The organism is Streptomyces sp. NPDC017936, assembly GCF_044328485.1.
Lineage (GTDB): Bacteria > Actinomycetota > Actinomycetes > Streptomycetales > Streptomycetaceae > Streptomyces.
On the sequence record NZ_JBIRHK010000010.1, the window covers coordinates 163,974 to 179,015 of the forward strand.

15 protein-coding genes, 1 tRNA gene and 1 pseudogene are annotated in these 15,042 nt (G+C 71.2%); 7 read left to right on the plus strand and 10 right to left on the minus strand.

From position 1 onward, the window contains the following. Positions 1–49: 49 nt before the first annotated feature. A complete protein-coding gene (locus ACH4F6_RS22090) occupies positions 50–1,078 on the plus strand; it encodes a Yip1 family protein (RefSeq protein ID WP_397961986.1) in 1,029 nt (342 codons plus the stop codon). Between the two features lie 186 nt (positions 1,079–1,264). On the opposite strand, the pseudogene ACH4F6_RS22095 reads toward ACH4F6_RS22090, so the two are convergent. Next, positions 1,265–1,462: pseudogene (locus tag ACH4F6_RS22095) on the minus strand (ketosteroid isomerase); the annotation flags it as partial. Between the two features lie 330 nt (positions 1,463–1,792). On the opposite strand from ACH4F6_RS22095, the gene ACH4F6_RS22100 reads away from it, so the two are divergent. Beyond that, entirely contained in the window at positions 1,793–2,386 is a 594-nt protein-coding gene (locus tag ACH4F6_RS22100; protein ID WP_397961987.1) for a hypothetical protein, read from the plus strand. A gap of 107 nt (positions 2,387–2,493) precedes the next feature. On the opposite strand, the gene ACH4F6_RS22105 is transcribed toward ACH4F6_RS22100, so the two are convergent. Both ACH4F6_RS22105 and dcd read right to left on the minus strand, forming a co-directional pair. Further along, entirely contained in the window at positions 2,494–3,003 is a 510-nt protein-coding gene (locus ACH4F6_RS22105; RefSeq protein ID WP_397961988.1) for a phosphoribosyltransferase, read from the minus strand. 2 nt (positions 3,004–3,005) lie between these two features. Then, entirely contained in the window at positions 3,006–3,581 is a 576-nt protein-coding gene (dcd, locus tag ACH4F6_RS22110) for a dCTP deaminase (RefSeq protein ID WP_397961989.1), read from the minus strand. Positions 3,582–4,140: 559 nt separating this feature from the next. On the opposite strand from dcd, the gene ACH4F6_RS22115 reads away from it, so the two are divergent. After that, positions 4,141–4,214: transfer RNA gene (locus ACH4F6_RS22115), tRNA-Gly, on the plus strand. A gap of 165 nt (positions 4,215–4,379) precedes the next feature. Here ACH4F6_RS22115 and ACH4F6_RS22120 read toward each other — a convergent pair. The 4 genes from ACH4F6_RS22120 to ACH4F6_RS22135 form a co-directional block, all read right to left on the minus strand. Beyond that, positions 4,380–5,045: a nitroreductase gene (locus ACH4F6_RS22120; protein ID WP_397961990.1), complete on the minus strand. Its 666-nt coding sequence runs from the start codon at positions 5,043–5,045 to the stop codon at positions 4,380–4,382. Positions 5,046–5,155: 110 nt separating this feature from the next. Beyond that, a complete protein-coding gene (locus tag ACH4F6_RS22125) occupies positions 5,156–6,502 on the minus strand; it encodes a DUF3500 domain-containing protein (protein ID WP_397961991.1) in 1,347 nt (448 codons plus the stop codon). Between the two features lie 519 nt (positions 6,503–7,021). Beyond that, positions 7,022–8,557, minus strand: coding sequence for a sensor histidine kinase (locus ACH4F6_RS22130; RefSeq protein WP_397961992.1), 1,536 nt, complete (start codon positions 8,555–8,557; stop codon positions 7,022–7,024). After that, a complete protein-coding gene (locus tag ACH4F6_RS22135; protein WP_397961993.1) occupies positions 8,554–9,279 on the minus strand; it encodes a response regulator transcription factor in 726 nt (241 codons plus the stop codon). The genes ACH4F6_RS22130 and ACH4F6_RS22135 overlap by 4 nt, the downstream gene beginning before the upstream one ends. Before the next feature lie 393 nt (positions 9,280–9,672). Here ACH4F6_RS22135 and ACH4F6_RS22140 point away from each other — a divergent pair, with 393 nt between their 5' ends. Further along, complete coding sequence (locus tag ACH4F6_RS22140; RefSeq protein ID WP_030648194.1) at positions 9,673–9,876, plus strand: cold-shock protein; 204 nt, start codon at positions 9,673–9,675, stop codon at positions 9,874–9,876. A 429-nt stretch (positions 9,877–10,305) separates the two neighbouring features. Here ACH4F6_RS22140 and ACH4F6_RS22145 read toward each other — a convergent pair whose 3' ends face one another. After that, on the minus strand, positions 10,306–10,680 hold the full coding sequence (locus tag ACH4F6_RS22145) for a hypothetical protein (protein WP_397961994.1): 375 nt from the start codon (positions 10,678–10,680) through the stop codon (positions 10,306–10,308). 614 nt (positions 10,681–11,294) lie between these two features. On the opposite strand from ACH4F6_RS22145, the gene ACH4F6_RS22150 reads away from it, so the two are divergent. Further along, the gene (locus tag ACH4F6_RS22150) at positions 11,295–11,645 is read left to right on the plus strand and encodes a MerR family transcriptional regulator (RefSeq protein WP_397961995.1); all 351 of its coding nucleotides are present in this window, start codon (positions 11,295–11,297) and stop codon (positions 11,643–11,645) included. A gap of 488 nt (positions 11,646–12,133) precedes the next feature. On the opposite strand, the gene ACH4F6_RS22155 is transcribed toward ACH4F6_RS22150, so the two are convergent. Beyond that, entirely contained in the window at positions 12,134–12,307 is a 174-nt protein-coding gene (locus tag ACH4F6_RS22155) for a CsbD family protein (protein WP_397961996.1), read from the minus strand. Positions 12,308–12,445: 138 nt separating this feature from the next. On the opposite strand from ACH4F6_RS22155, the gene ACH4F6_RS22160 reads away from it, so the two are divergent. Further along, entirely contained in the window at positions 12,446–12,616 is a 171-nt protein-coding gene (locus ACH4F6_RS22160; RefSeq protein WP_397961997.1) for a hydrophobic protein, read from the plus strand. A 693-nt stretch (positions 12,617–13,309) separates the two neighbouring features. Here ACH4F6_RS22160 and ACH4F6_RS22165 read toward each other — a convergent pair. Beyond that, positions 13,310–13,747: an ATP-binding protein gene (locus tag ACH4F6_RS22165; RefSeq protein WP_397961998.1), complete on the minus strand. Its 438-nt coding sequence runs from the start codon at positions 13,745–13,747 to the stop codon at positions 13,310–13,312. Positions 13,748–14,128: 381 nt separating this feature from the next. Here ACH4F6_RS22165 and ACH4F6_RS22170 point away from each other — a divergent pair, with 381 nt between their 5' ends. Then, the gene (locus tag ACH4F6_RS22170) at positions 14,129–14,974 is read left to right on the plus strand and encodes an RNA polymerase sigma factor SigF (RefSeq protein ID WP_397961999.1); all 846 of its coding nucleotides are present in this window, start codon (positions 14,129–14,131) and stop codon (positions 14,972–14,974) included. Positions 14,975–15,042: the final 68 nt, after the last annotated feature.

Below are 15,042 nucleotides of genomic sequence, written 5' to 3' on the forward strand. Positions count from 1 at the left end.
CGAGGGCGTACGGGGACGTACGGGGATTCCCCGGGGAACCCCTTAGGGGATGTCACAGCTCGGCCGCAAAGCCGTGCGTGAACGCCTGCTCCCCGCACGTCACTTCCCCGGACCAGGTACGTTCGATGACGTGGCTGGATTCAGGATCGGACGTGGCGGCCGGGACGGCCGCGCCCCGCAAGCGCGACCCCAAAACCCTCCGTACGGGCAGCAGGCGCCCCAGGGGCCGTCGTACGGCTACCCGCCGGCGTCGCCGCCCCACCCGCAGCAGCGGCCTCACCACCGCGGCGGCCACGGCTCCCCCGGCGGGAACGGCGGCCCGTGGCCCCCCGCGCACGGCGGTGGCCACGGCGGACACCACGGCGAGCCGGAGTACTTCGGCGGCGACGACCACTACGCCCCCGGGCCGGGCGCGCACGACCCGTACGCCGCCAACAACCCGGGCCACACCCAGGCGTTCTCGATCGACGACCACCAGCAGTACAGCCAGGGCGAGACCTACCACGCCGGCTCCACGGCCCCGCCGGGACCGACCGGCCCGCGCCTGCACTGGAAGGAACTGCTGAAGGGCGTCGTCCTCTCCCCCGACCAGACCTTCCTGCGGATGCGGGACTACACGATGTGGGGCCCCGCCCTCGTCGTCACCTTCCTCTACGGCCTGCTCGCGGTCTTCGGCTTCGACGGCGCGCGTGCGGACGCGATCAACGCCACGCTCTCCAACGCGATCCCGATCGTGCTGACGACGGCCGTCGCGATGGTGCTGAGCTCCTTCGTCCTCGGCGTGGTCACCCACACCCTGGCCCGCCAGCTCGGCGGCGACGGCGCCTGGCAGCCCACGGTCGGCCTCTCCATGCTGATCATGTCCCTCACGGACGCCCCCCGCCTGGTCGTCGCCATGTTCCTCGGCGGCGACGCGTCCTTCGTCCAGATCCTGGGCTGGGCGACCTGGGTGGCCGCCGGAGCCCTCCTGACCCTGATGGTCAGCCGCTCCCACGACCTCCCCTGGCCCAAGGCCCTCGGCGCCTCCGCCATCCAGCTGATCGCCCTGCTGTCCATCGTGAAGCTGGGCACGTTCTGACGAGCGCGGGCGCGGTCCCGCACCGCGGGCGCACGCACCCGTACGAGAAGGGCTCCCGGCGACCGCCGGGAGCCCTTCTCGGTGCTCCGCTGTGCCCGCCCTCCGCCGCCGGGCGCCCGCGCCCCTGGCGCCATCGGGCCGTGGCCACGAAATGCACGTGCTCACTCACTCCGTATCGAATGCCTGGGCGACGGCATCGGCACGGATGGACCGGTGACGGACCCACGGGGGGGAGGTCCGGCCGTGCTCGGTCTCCGGCCAGTCCAGCTTCCAGTCACCCTGCTCGGCGTACATCTCGGCGCTACGCGCCGGATCGCCCTCACCGATCCGGCACAACAGCTCGTCCACGACCGCGCGAGTGGTCTCAGGTGTGGCTGTGGACATGACTCATCATTCCGATCCGACATCCGGGTCCGCCCGACACAGGGAGATCGGCATTCTTGCCGGCGCCGACAGACCGGCGTCGTCACCCGGCAGGTAACGGTGCAAAGCGCCAGGCACCCGCTGCCGCAGCAGGCGCCGACCCACTCAGCGCCGGCGTCCGAGTTTTCCCGTTCCCATGGCGCGTAGTGCGACCAGTGCGCCCCCTCCCTGCCACAAGGCGCTCCCTTCGCTCGCCGGTTCGGGGGAAGGACACAGGATCAGGAAGGCCGCGCAGGGCGCCTACCTCCACGGGAAGGCACCAGCGGGCCAGCAGAGCGTGGGGGGCCAGTCATGTTCCAAGTCGCAGCCGTGTTCCTGGGAGTCTCGGTAGTTGCCCGCGCCGTGGAGAAAGTCCTGGAGCGCTCGCTGGAGGCGCAGCAGCCGAGCAGCGGGACCGACTCACCCGCGTGGTCCGTGGACGTCGTGCGACCGCAGCGAACGGAGTACGTCTTCGATGCCGTGGAGCGGCACGGTGTCTTCGCCAACAGTTCCCGGGCCACGGTCAAGATCGAACGTATGGTCTCGCGCGAGTGGAGCCGCTCCGTCACATGGAATCTGGGAGGCAGGATCGAAGGCACAGCCGGCGTCGATGTGAAGCGCCTGATCGAAGCCAAACTGCAAGCAGCCCTTGAGCTCCAGCGCACCTCCGAGGTCTCGGAGCGTTGCCTCTCAGCGGAGAAGATCGAGGTCATGGTCGCCCCGAGCTCGCAAGTCGAGATCGCGGTTCACTGGTACCGCGAGGAGAAACACGGGGAAATCGTCGTGAGCGGGCCGAGCTCGTCCGGGGTCCCCGAAAAACTCACGGTGCCCTACCAGGCTGTCGTCGGCATGACGTCGCAGGTCCACACGACAGACGTCCCCCGGAAGCTGTACCTGGCCGAGTGAGGGCCGGCCGCTCTGGAGCCGACACTCGGCGGCCGCCTCTACAGGAACTGCACGAGCACCCGGACGAGGAACACGGGGCCGCTGTGGAGCGCCGACGACCGACCGGTCTACAGCGCCTCCCTGTTCGGCTTGGCCGCTTCACCCGACCGGTGCACCGGAGGCAGGACGCTCCACGGGAAGTTGATCCAGTCGTCGGTCCGCTTCCACACGTACTCGCACTTCACGAGCGAGTGGGACTTCTCGTAGATCACGGCGCTGCGCACCTCGGCGACCGCGCCGAGGCAGAAGTCGCGCACCAGCTTGAGCGTCTTGCCGGTGTCGGCGACGTCGTCGGTGATCAGGACCTTCTTGTCGGAGAAGTCGATGAGGTTGGGGACGGGAGCGAGCATGACGGGCATCTCGAGGGTGGTCCCGACGCCCGTGTAGAACTCGACGTTCACCAGGTGCAGGTTCTTGCAGTCGAGGGCGTAGGCGAGCCCGCCGGCGACGAAGACGCCCCCGCGGGCGATGGAGAGCACCATGTCGGGCTCGTAGCCGTCGTCGGCGATGGTCTGCGCGAGCTCGCGGACGGCGACGCCGAACTGCTCGTAGCTGAGGTTCTCCCGTACGGCGCCCACGCTCACACCTGCGTCCGGTGGAAGTTGAGGTAGGACCGGGAGGCGGTCGGCCCGCGCTGCCCCTGGTACCGGGAGCCGTAGCGCTCGCTGCCGTACGGGTACTCGGCGGGCGAGCTGAGCCGGAACATGCACAGCTGCCCGATCTTCATGCCCGGCCACAGCTTGATGGGCAGGGTGGCGAGGTTGGACAGCTCGAGGGTGACGTGTCCCGAGAAGCCGGGGTCGATGAACCCGGCCGTGGAGTGGGTGACGAGCCCGAGCCGGCCGAGGGAGCTCTTCCCCTCCAGCCGCGAGGCGAGATCGTCGGGAAGCGTGATGACCTCGTACGTCGACGCGAGGACGAACTCCCCGGGATGCAGGATGAACGGCTCGTCGCCCTCGGGCTCGACGAGGCGCGTGAGGTCGGCCTGCTCGATCGACGGGTCGATGTGGGGGTAGCGGTGATTCTCGAACACCCGGAAGTAGCGGTCGAGGCGCACGTCGATGCTCGACGGCTGCACCATGGATTCGTCGTAGGGATCGATCCGCACCCGACCGGCGTCGATCTCGGCCCGGATGTCCTTGTCTGAGAGAAGCACGCCCCGAGGATACGCAAGGCGCGCGGACCCGCCACCATCAGGACGTCTCCGCGCGCCAGCCGCTGCCGCCGACCGCCGCGCCTCCGCCGCGGTCGGCGGCCGCTCACCGCTTCGCTACCGCTTTTCGAGGATCACCGGTACCGCGCTGCGCAGCCGCGCACAGCGAGGACACCGGACGAGCCGCCCGGGACCGAGCCGCCCGGCCTGCTGCATCGGGAACGAAGTGGTGCTGAACACGTGCCCATCGGCACAACGGACGACGGTGCGCTCCATCAAGTCCTAGAGTCCCTTCCCCAAGAGCCGCGTCACGTATGGCTGGGATGCCGTGACGACAAACGCCACATTACGGGACGATCGGGAAGGCCCTCCAGGCGGCACTCCGTCCCGCCGGACCCCTCCCGCACCCTTGTACCCCCGAACCGTACGCCTCAACTTCCGCCGCCGCAGAGGGATCCCACCCCTGAAACGGACTCAGGCCCCACGGCTTCAGCACCGGGGGCCTGGCATGCGGTAGAGTGACGGGGCGATCGGACACCGGATCTTCCACCGGGTGTCTTACGCGGGTGTAGTTTAATGGTAGAACATCAGCTTCCCAAGCTGAGAGCGCGAGTTCGATTCTCGTCACCCGCTCCACGAAGAAGGCCCAGGTCACAGACCCGGGCCTTTTTGCTGTGCAGGTGATCAGCGGCCGCCCGCGTCTTCCGTACGGTGGCGTCGAGGCCGGTGGCGACCTCTTCGAAGTCGACCTGGGTGAGCGGTGGTTCGGGGGGTGTCCTGCGGAGCGTGACCGCTCGGCGGTCACGCTCCGATGAAGCTCACCGTCTCCGCCAGGTCCGCCCGCCCGGTACGCAGCCGCGGCACGCCCTCCCTCTCGAATCCCACCGAGACGCCGCAGAAGAGCACGAGCCCGTCATCGGCCCCGACCGTCCGGCTGACGGTCTCGCGGTACGTGGTCCACATCACCTGGGGGCAGCTGTGCAGTCCTTCCGCCCTCAGCAGCAGCATGACCGTCTGCAGGTACATCCCCGCGTCCCCCCACTGGCCGGGCCCCATCGTCCGGTCGAGGTAGCAGAAGAGGACGACCGGCGCCCCGAACGCCTCCGCGTTCAAGGCGGCGATCTTCCTGGGCCTGTCGGGGTCGTCGCGCTCGATCCCCAGCGCTTCGTACCGCTGGGCGGCCGCGGCGGAGAAGCGGTCCAGGTACGGCGGGGTCAGTCCCGCCGGGTACATCGGGTACTCCCGCTCGTCGCCCGGGTCCCCCGCCCGTGCCCTGGCCGTCGCGCGCCTCTTCAGTGCGGCCAAGGGCTCGCCGGTCACGACATACACGCGCCACGGCTGGAGGTTCCCGCTCGACGGGGCCCGTGCCGCCGCGGTCAGCACTCGTTCGAGCGTCTCCTTCGGCACGGGCTCGTCGCTGAACGCCCGCACGGCCCGGCGGCTGTCCACGGCCTCGTACACGTCCATGCCTTCGCGTCCTCCCGCTCGACCGGGCCCCGCCCACCGTATTCAGCAGCCGGCGGGGGCCGCACCCGTCCGGGTGCGGCCCCCGCCGTGACGGAAAGCACCTGTGCGCCTCACCGGTGGTGGGGTGAGGTCAGATAGTGCTGCCTGATGAGCTCCTTTCCGTAGTCGTTGCCGTTGGGGGTGCGGATGACGGAGTGGACGTGCTTCTGGGTCGGTCCGTCGCCCTGGGAGGCTCCGTAGGCGCCGGCGAGGGGGCCGGGGCCCTGGCAGTCGACCTCGATCCACACGACGGGGCTGTGCACACGGACGTAGAAGGCCGAGTCGTCCTCGATGCCTCCGGCCCAGGTGACGTAGGTGTCGGCGAGGTGCTTGCCGACTTCGGCCATCTTCACCTCGGCGGCGTCGGCCTTGGCGCGGCCCACGAAGGCCTCGACGATGCCGAGGAGCTTCTTCTTCTGCGCGGCGGTGAGGGTGTCGCCGCGCAGGCCCTCGTACGCCTGGACCGTGTTGTCGGAGAACGCGCCCGCCTTCATGGACTCGTTCGACTTGGTCGAGGAGGCGATGGCGACCTTCTGCTGGGCCTGGGTGAGGGAGTTGACGAAGGCCAGGCTCGCCGCGACCTCCTCGTGGCAGACCGTGACCGTCTCGCCGTCGATGTCCATGGAGGTCGGCTCCGAACCCCAGAAGCAGGGGCTCATCACCACCTGGTCGCCCAGGACGAAGTAGTTGATGACCAGGTGGTGGCCGTCGAACTGGAAACCCCAGGGCTCGGTGTCGGACGGGGTGCCCATCACCGTCCAGTAATAGGCCTCCTCGTTGAAGGAGTTCGTGTTGCCGATCGCCTCGCCGGCCGCCTGGTTGATCTTGCGGATCTTCTCCGTCGTCTCCAGGCCGTCGGCGCTGAGCGCCGCCTTCAGCAGGGCGGTTCCGAGAGCCTTCTGGTCGTCGCTCAGGTCGGCGAGGGAGACGCCCTGACGGTCGTAGGAGTCGACGTTGCTCCACAGGCGCCACTCGGTGGAGTGGACGGTGAACTGCGTCGAGCTCTTCTGGTCGTCGCTGAGACCGGCCAGGAACGCGTTCGCCGCCGCGATGACGGGGGCGGTGGCGACCTTGGTGGAGTGGACCGTGAACAGGTCGTCGACGCGCTTGCCGTCGGTGGTCAGGCCGAAGAAGTCCTCGGTGATCGACTGGTTGCCCGGGCCTCCGGCACCGCCGGGGCCGCCGGGGCCTCCGCTGGGGGCGCCGCTCGGGGTGGCGGAGGCGGAGGCGTCGGCCGTGCCGGTGGTGTCGTCGGCCAGCGCGGCCCAGGCACCGGCACCGCCCATCGTGGCGACGGCGGTGGCGCCGGAAGCGAAGAAGACCTTGCGCATGAAGGTGCGGCGGCTCGCGTGGGCGCGGCGGCCGGTCTCCTGCTCGGGCTCCCGCGCCGCGGTCCCGCCGGTGTCGGGCTCGGTCATCGTCGCTGACTCCCTTCGTCAAGGCCCACCACCCGTGGTCGGCCACCTGACGGCAACCCTGGGCGACCGAACTGAGGCTGAGCTGAACCGGCTTCCGTACGACGGCCGAGGACGGCGCGCACATCGCCGTGCGCGGCATGGCCGACCTGCGTGTCTTTGAATGTGCTGAGGATTCGTGGACCAGGACGCCGGGGCGCCGGCGCCCGGCAGCCGTACGGGGGGCGGCGGGCGCACGCGGAAGCGGGAGGTGACCGCGGAAGCGGGAGGTGACCGCGGGTCCCCGGGCGCGGCGGTGGTGGCGGAGCGACGGGACGCACGGGGCGACGGGACGCACGGGGCGACGGCCCGGCGGGGTGCGTGCCAGGTCAGGGTGCGGTGCGAGCCGGATCAGGGTCCGGTGCGAGCCGGATCAGGGTCCGGTGCGGGCCGGATCAGGGTCCGGTGCGAGCCGGATCAGGGTCCGGTGCGAGCCGGATCAGGGTCCGGTACGGGCCGGATCAGGGTCCGGTGCGGGCCGGATCAGGGTCCGGTGCGGGCCGGGTCGGGGCGCGGTGCGGCCCGGCCGCCGGCGGCGGTGCGCGGCAGCGTGACCGTGACCTCCGTGCGTCCGGGCTCGCTCTCGACGCCGATGTGTCCGCCGTGCGCCTGGGTGATCGCCGCGGCGATGGCCAGGCCCAGGCCCGAGCCGCCGCCCTTGCCGGGGGTGCGGGAGCGGGAGGTGTCGGCGCGGGTGAAGCGTTCGAAGACGGACGGGAGGAGGTCGGGCGGGATGCCCGGACCGTCGTCCTGTACGCGGATCACGCAGCACGCGCGCGTGACCTCCACGGCGACGGTGATCCGCGTGCCGGACGGCGTGTGGACGCGGGCGTTGGCCAGCAGGTTGGCCAGGACCTGGGTCAGCCGGTCCGGGTCACCGGTCACCGTGGCCGGTTCGTCGAGGCGCAGCGCGAGCTGCCAGCCGTGGCCGTCGCTCGCCGCCTGCGCGTCCCACACCGCCTCCGCCACCAGGGTCGCGAGGTCGATCTCCACCTCTTGCAGCGGCCGTCCCTCGTCGAGGTGGGCGAGCAGCAGCAGGTCCTCGACGATCCCGGTCATGCGGGCCGACTGCACGGAGACCCGGCGCCACGCCAGCCGGGGCTCGACCTCCGCCGCGCCCCGGCCCATCAGCTCGGCGTACCCGGCGATGGACGCGAGCGGGGTGCGCAGTTCGTGGCCGGCGTCGGCGAGGAAGCGGCGCACGCGGTCCTCGCTGCGCTGGCGCCCGGTCAGCGCGGCCTCCACGCGGTCGATCAGGTGGTTGAGCGCGGCGCCCACCTGGCCGGTCTCGGTGGCGGGGTCGGTGTCCCGGGCGGGGACGCGGGTGAGGCCGGTGACCTCCCCGCGGTCCAGCGGCGCACGCGCGACCTCGGCGGCGGTGGCGGCCACCCGGCCGAGCGGGCGCAGCTGGCGGCGGATGAGCACCGCGCACGCACAGCCCGCGACCGCGAGGCCGGCGGCGGCGATCACCGCCTCGGTCACGACCAGCTCGTGGATCGTGTCCTGTACGTCGTCCGTGGGAAGCCCGGCCAGTACGGGGGCGCCGTCACCGCTGACCGCGGCGACGCGGTAGGTGCCGAGGCCGGGAATCGTACGGGTGTGCGGCGTGCCGTCCGCGGCGATCCCGGTCAGAGCCGCGCGCTGGGCGGCGGTGAGGGGCGTGCGGTGGCCGTCCGCGGCCACCACCTCGGCGGCGGTGACCCGTCCGTCGGCGAGGCGGGCCGCGACCGTGCCGGCGGGATGTCCCCGCTCGCTGAGGAAGCTCAGGTCCGTGGCGCCCCCCGTGCGGTGGCGGACCCCGCCCTGACTCCGCTCGACGGCGTCGCGGACGCGCTGGTCCAGGTCGTCCAGCAGGTGGGCCCGCTGGACCAGGACCGTGGCGAGCGCCATCGCCGCGCACACCGCGCACAGGAGCGCGGAGGTGAGCAGCACCAGCCGGACCCGTAGCGAACGGCTCCGCAGAGGGCCCGGTCTCCTTCTCCGGCGGGACGTCACGTCCCGTCCCCGGCCGGACGTCATGTCCCGTCGGCCGCGGCCCTGATGACGTAGCCGACGCCGCGCACCGTGTGGATCATCGGCGTCCGCCCCTTGTCGATCTTCGCGCGCAGACCGTAGATGTAGACCTCGACCAGGTTGCCCTCGCTGTCGAACGCGCTGTTCCAGACCTCGCCGAGGATCTGCGCCTTGCTGAGCACCTGGCGCGGATGCCTCATCAGGAAGCTGAGCAGGTCGAACTCCTTCGCCGTGAGTGCGATCGGCGTCCCGTCGCGCTGCACCTGGCGGGTCCTCTCGGCCAGCACCAGATCGCCCAGCACGCGCACGGGCTCGTCCGCCGCCTCCTGTCCGGTGCCGGCGCGGCGCAGCAGTCCGCGCAGCCGCAGCATGACCTCCTCCGGCGAGAAGGGCTTGGTCACGTAGTCGTCCGCGCCCGCCGACAGCCCGTCGATGCGGTGTTCCAGCTCGGCGCGGGCGGTGAGCATGAGCACGGGCAGGTGCGCGTTCTCGTACCGCAGGTGCCGCAGTACCTGCACGCCGTCCAGGTCGGGCAGCATCCCGTCCAGGACGACGGCGTGCGGGGCACAGCTGCGCGCGAGCGTCAGGGCACTTCGTCCGTCGCCCGCCAGGAAGGGCTGCCAGCCCGTCTCGGTGACGGCCCACGACAGCAGCTCGGTGAGCTCGGGCTCGTCGTCGACGATCAGCACACGCACCGCGCCCCGGCGGGTCTCACGAACGGCAGGCATGCCACGGACTCTGTCCCGCGACCCTGGGAACGGTCTGTGGGGGATCTGTCACCCGGCCGTGGGTTCGGGCAGCCGGCCGCACGAGCGAAGCGACCGGCACGCTCGCAGCCGCCGGCCGGGGGCGGCAGGCGCCGGGAGGAAGGGGGCACCCTTTCCGCCCCCGGAAGTCAATATCTGTGGTCGCGGCGTAAGAATTCGATGCGGCGCCCGATAAACATTCCTGAGGCGGCCGGCGATGCGGAATTACTCACCACACCGGACCGACATCGACGTGCTACTGTCGTCATCAGTTGCAGGTGTGGTTGCCAGAAGGTTTTTCCGACGGCTGATCATCACGGCGACACGGAATGCGCACAGGGCGCCTTCCCGACACCGTCCCGAAGGAGAAACGAAATGGCTACCGGCACTGTGAAGTGGTTCAACGCGGAAAAGGGCTTCGGCTTCATCGAGCAGGACGGCGGCGGTCCCGACGTCTTCGCCCACTACTCGAACATCGCCACCCAGGGCTTCCGTGAGCTGCTGGAAGGCCAGAAGGTGTCGTTCGACATCGCGCAGGGCCAGAAGGGTCCGACGGCCGAGAACATCGTTCCCGCGTGACGCAGCGGCACTGACGCACATTTTTCGGCCGGGGCCCGCACCTTGAGGTGCGGGCCCCGGCTCGCTTCATTTCCGGGGCGATTCACCCTGTCATGTTCGACCCGTCCTCGCGATTCGCTGCACCGCTTGTTCCGCTGCGTTCTGCTGCGTTCTGCTGCGTTCTGCTGCGGAAATTTCTTGACGCGTGCCCGCGTCGAGGAAGGTTCCGCATGAACCGCCCACGCACCCTTCGCGCACGCCCCGATGACCCGTGCGACCGCTTCGGACTCGCCTTCGGCCCGGCGGCACCGGACCCGTGGAAGGACGAGGACGGGCGGGAGACCTCCCGCAGGATCCGGTGGGCTCCGCCGACGCGCGTCGGCGGAGCCCAGCGCCGTGTCGCCGTCCCCTCGGAGACCGCCGACCGGGCCGGGGGACCGGGAGAGCGTCTCACCGGTCGACGTAGCTGAGATCACCCACGGTCCATGCGCTGACGTCCTTGATCGCGACTCGGTACATGCCGCCCGTCTCCGGGATGCCCAGGCTTCCCTGCAGGATCCGGGCGAGATGGAAGTGCAGATGCGTGGGCGCCTCGCCGCGACCGGGCCGGTTCCCTCGCGGGCCCCGGGTGAAGACGTCCGAGAACGGACCGAGACTGTCCGAGTCCTTCAGGACCTCCGCCACCCGCTCCCGCCACACGGCCTCGGGAGCCAGCCGACCGGTGACGACGGCGCCGCCGACGACCACCGTCAGCGACATCTGATTGCTTCGCTCGGACTCCACCGCGGCGGAGAGGGCGACGAGCAGCTCATCGGTGTTCGACATGGCCACAGAGCTTATGCGGCCACCCCCACCCGGGCCGCCCGCAGGGCCGAAACGACCGTGCGCGGCAGGAGGGCCTCCGCGTCCGGCGAGGACCGGTCACGCAGGATTCCTCATCCGCCGGAAGAGTGAAACCTGCTCTCGTCGCAGTAGATTTTCACGTGCTCCACAGGTATGCTTCTTGACGCAAAGACGGTCGATGGAGACCCGCCAGACACGAACTGGCGGGTAGCTGAACACGAAGTACGCAGGTCGGTGCGGCTCTTGAGCCTCGAAGCCACAGTGTTCCCAGCAAGGTGACGGGACGGGGAGCCGCACCGGGCGGCTCGCACGTCGAGGAGCTGCCACCCGCTTCAGTGGTCGGTCCCGAGAGAAACGGAGGAGCAGACGCCATCAGGATCGCCCGGCCGAGAGACTCGGCCGGGTACCGCAAGACCCCGGAAGGGATGGTGGTCCCCGGTCACTCAGCTGCGATCCTCCGCTCCGCCCTGCCGGGCCGGGTAGCGGAAACAGAAGGTCGGCACAGCAGCAAGGCCGACAGATGGTGTTGAATTTCCTTCGGGGCCCTGGTGCCGTACGGCACCAGGGCCCCTCGACGCGTTGCACAGCGAGGTGACATGACATCGGACAATTTCCTGAACGATCGTCTGGAGGACGACGACTATCCCGCGTACACGATGGGCCGGGCGGCCGAAATGCTCGGCACCACCCCGGCCTTCCTCCGGGCCATCGGTGAGGCTCGCCTGATCACTCCTCTCCGCTCGGAGGGCGGACATCGCCGGTACTCCCGCTACCAGCTGCGGATCGCCGCGCGCGCCCGCGAACTCGTCGACAAGGGAACCCCGATCGAGGCCGCGTGCCGCATCGTCATCCTCGAGGACCAGCTCGAGGAAGCGCAGCGCATCAACGCCGAGTACCGCCGTGCCGCCGGTGGACCGGCGGGCGGTTCCGGCTCCGGCGTCGGCTGAACACGCGGACAGGGGCCGTACGGCGTTCACCGGCCGGCGGAGAGTACGGCCCGCGAAGTCGCCGGGACCCCCGTCGACGCGGCGGCCCGGCCTTGGGCCAGCGTTCGCCCACCCCGGCCTCCGTGGGCTTGCGGGCATGCGCTTCCGCGGTCAGCCCGTTCATGACCGCCTGCTTCTCCTGCACCGACCGCACTGACGGTCCGGCAGCCTCGCGCCGCTCGCGCGTCTCGCGCCCGTGCTCCCCCAGCCGACCGTCCCCCTGCGTACTCCCCGGTTCCCGGAGGGGTCGGATGTGTCCGGTGGCTCCGGGTCCACCGCCTCCCGGCGAGTGCCTGATCAGCGGTCTGCGGTCCGCGGCCTGCGGTCCGGCGCAGCCGAACGGTGCTGTCGGTGGCGAGCGGAAGTGGCCCGGGGCCGCGCGGGCGCACGGGAAAGAGGCCGTCCCGGTCACCCGGGACGGCCTCTTTCCCGCAGCCGGAGCGGCGACGTCAGTGCTTGAAGGCGTCCTTGGCCTTCTCCTTGGCCTCACGGGCGTCTCCCGTGCTCTTCTTCGCCTGCCCCTCGGCGGCCATGCGGTCGTTCCCCACGGCGCGGCCCAGAGCTTCCTTGGCCTTGCCCTCGGCCTGCTCGGTCTTCGCCTTGGCCTTCTCACCGGCAGTCATGGAACACGCCTCCTCGTAGCTTGTGTGCCGCTGTCACGGTGAAGGACGCGTGCCCCCACATTCCCTTCACAAACAAGGCGGCATCGGGGAATGAGGTGGAAAACCAGGGGCAGTCGGCGGTTCAGGAGGTCGATAACTATGGGTCCCTTGCTGCTCGTTCTGCTTCTCGCGCTGATCCTCTTCGGCGCCGGCTTCGCCCTGAAGATCCTGTGGTGGGTCGCCGTGGTGGTGCTGGTGCTGTGGCTGCTCGGCTTCGTCATGCGCTCCACGTCGGCCGGCGGTGGCCGCAGCCGCTGGTATCGATGGTGACGCGTCCCTGACGCGACCCACGGACTCACCGGAGCCCGGCCACCTCGGTGGCCGGGCTCCGTGCGCAGGTCGTCGATTGCGGGGGGGGGGGCTCGGCCGCTGAGCGGGGCCGGCGGGCCGGCGCAACCCGTGGGGCCGGTCGCCCCGACGGCCTACGGGACCGACGGGCGGACGAACCGACGGGCGGACGAACCGGTGAACGGGCGGGCCGATGCGGTCGGGCGGCCCGCTGAACCGGCGGGGCCGACGGGCCTACGGGACCGCCGGACGGACCGACGCCACGGACGGGCGGACGGGCGGGCCGACGCGGCGGACCGCCCATAGGGCCGACGGACCGACCAACCCACGCGACCGACGAGCCGACCGGCCGACGGGCCTACGGGGCCGACGGGCCTACGGGGCCGACGGGCCACGGGACCGACGGGCCACGGGACCGACAGACGGACCGGCGCAACCGGTCGTCCGGGGACCGACAGACCGACCGGCCTACAGGACCGACCGGCGGGCCGACGCGACCGACCGTCCAGGGGACCGATGAACCGGCCCGTCCACTGAACCGACAGGACCGACCGGCCCACAGGACCGGCAGGGCCGGCGGGCCGGCCAGGGCCGGCGGATCGGCCAGGGCCGGCGGATCGGCCAGGGCCGGCGGGCCGGCCAGGGCCGGCGAGAACTGCTACCGGCGGCGTCCGGCTACGCGGTGGCCGGGGGCAGCGGTGGCTTGAAGCAGGCGACGACGTCCTTGCCGTGCGGGCAGGGGTGCGCCTGCCAGTCGTCGGCGAGGGCGTCGACCAGCAGCAGCCCGCGGCCCCCCGTGGCGCCGTCCTCCGGATGGCGCTGTTCGGGCAGCTGCCGGGAGGCGTCGTGCACGGTCACGTGCAGGCACGACTCGTCCCAGGTGAGGATCAGCTGCGCCGTGCTGTGGGCGTGCTTGTGGGCGTTGGTGACCAGCTCGGACACGGTCAGCAGCACCGAGTCGACCAGATCCGGTGCCGTCCGCGTCCAGGCGAGCCTCTCCAGGTGCTCGCGGGTCCAGTCCCTGGCCTCCTTCACCCCACGGTTCACCGGCAGCGAGCGCGCCCAGCCCACCGCCCTCAGCGACGAACTCCCTGTCACTGTCTCCTCCTCCACCGGCCCGCTCCTTCACCGACCTGCCGAGTGCTCGTCCCGGGTGCCCCGGATCGCCGGGTCCAAGGCCCGTGGCCGGCGCCCGGCGGGTTCTCCGCCCGAACGGGTGACGCGGCCTCCCCTCGGGGAGGCCGGCCGGTGAGGGGGAACTCCGCGAGCGCCCCGGCGCCGCCGCCCCTCCGGGACCGCCGGACCGCCCCGGAGGGGCGGCGGCCGCGGGACGGCCCCGCGTGAACGCCGGCCACCGGCCGCGGACGCGACGAACGACTCCCGATCCCATTCGTGTGATCGTGTGTGTAGGTGCACGATGAGGGGGTAGACGGGCGTCGGCGTCACCTGTCCTCCGTGGACAGGGGCGGGAGACCTACTCGGGAGGGGAACAGCATGGCACTCGTGAGCACGACGGCATGTGGTACGCAGACCAACGAGCTGCCCGAGGTCGCCGACCCCTCGCAGGTGGCCCCGAAGGACGCCCGCGAGCTGTCGAAGCTGTTCTTCGAGCAGCTCGCGGTGCTGGAGGAGGGCACGGCCGAGTACCAGTACGCCCGCAACACGCTGATCGAGATGAACATGACCCTGGTCCGCTACGCGGCCGGGCGGTTCCGCAGCCGCGGACCGGAGGAGATGGAGGACATCGTCCAGGTCGGCATGATCGGCCTGATCAAGGCGATCGACCGGTTCGAGCTGTCCCGGGAGGCGGAGTTCACCTCCTTCGCCATCCCCTACATCGTCGGTGAGATCAAGCGTTTCTTCCGTGACACCACCTGGGCCGTGCACGTGCCGCGCCGCCTGCAGGAGGCCCGCGTGCAGCTCGCCCGCGCCACGGAGGAACTGCGCAGCCGGCTCGGCCGCACCCCGACGGTGAAGGAGCTGTCGGAGCTGATGAGCCTGCCCGAGGACGAGGTCCGCGAGGCGCGCCTGGCCGCCAACGGCTACAACTCCTCCTCGCTGGACGCCACGATCAACGGCAGCGAGGACGGCGAAGCCGCGCTGCAGGACTTCATCGGCACCGAGGACACCGCGCTGGAACTGGTGGAGGACTTCCACGCCCTCGCCCCCATGATCGCCGAGCTGGACGAGCGGGACCGGCAGATCATCCACATGCGGTTCGTGGAGGAGCTCACGCAGGCCCAGATCGGCGAGCGCCTGGGCGTGTCCCAGATGCACGTCTCCCGGCTGCTCTCCCGCTGCCTGGCCCGGCTCCGCGAGGGCATGCTCACCAGCAGCTGAGACCCGCGCCGCCCGCCGCCGGGGTGCCGCTCGGACGGCGGGGGCGGGGCGACGCGCGCCGGTGGCCG

Coding starts and splice junctions, on each gene's coding strand:
- ACH4F6_RS22090 (WP_397961986.1), top strand. CDS start 50: ATGTCACAGCTCGGCCGCAAAGCCGTGCGTGAACGCCTGCTCCCCGCA.
- ACH4F6_RS22100 (WP_397961987.1), top strand. CDS start 1,793: ATGTTCCAAGTCGCAGCCGTGTTCCTGGGAGTCTCGGTAGTTGCCCGC.
- ACH4F6_RS22120 (WP_397961990.1), bottom strand. CDS start 5,045: ATGGACGTGTACGAGGCCGTGGACAGCCGCCGGGCCGTGCGGGCGTTC.
- ACH4F6_RS22125 (WP_397961991.1), bottom strand. CDS start 6,502: ATGACCGAGCCCGACACCGGCGGGACCGCGGCGCGGGAGCCCGAGCAG.
- ACH4F6_RS22130 (WP_397961992.1), bottom strand. CDS start 8,557: ATGACGTCCGGCCGGGGACGGGACGTGACGTCCCGCCGGAGAAGGAGA.
- ACH4F6_RS22135 (WP_397961993.1), bottom strand. CDS start 9,279: ATGCCTGCCGTTCGTGAGACCCGCCGGGGCGCGGTGCGTGTGCTGATC.
- ACH4F6_RS22140 (WP_030648194.1), top strand. CDS start 9,673: ATGGCTACCGGCACTGTGAAGTGGTTCAACGCGGAAAAGGGCTTCGGC.
- ACH4F6_RS22145 (WP_397961994.1), bottom strand. CDS start 10,680: ATGTCGAACACCGATGAGCTGCTCGTCGCCCTCTCCGCCGCGGTGGAG.
- ACH4F6_RS22150 (WP_397961995.1), top strand. CDS start 11,295: ATGACATCGGACAATTTCCTGAACGATCGTCTGGAGGACGACGACTAT.
- ACH4F6_RS22155 (WP_397961996.1), bottom strand. CDS start 12,307: ATGACTGCCGGTGAGAAGGCCAAGGCGAAGACCGAGCAGGCCGAGGGC.
- ACH4F6_RS22160 (WP_397961997.1), top strand. CDS start 12,446: ATGGGTCCCTTGCTGCTCGTTCTGCTTCTCGCGCTGATCCTCTTCGGC.
- ACH4F6_RS22170 (WP_397961999.1), top strand. CDS start 14,129: ATGGCACTCGTGAGCACGACGGCATGTGGTACGCAGACCAACGAGCTG.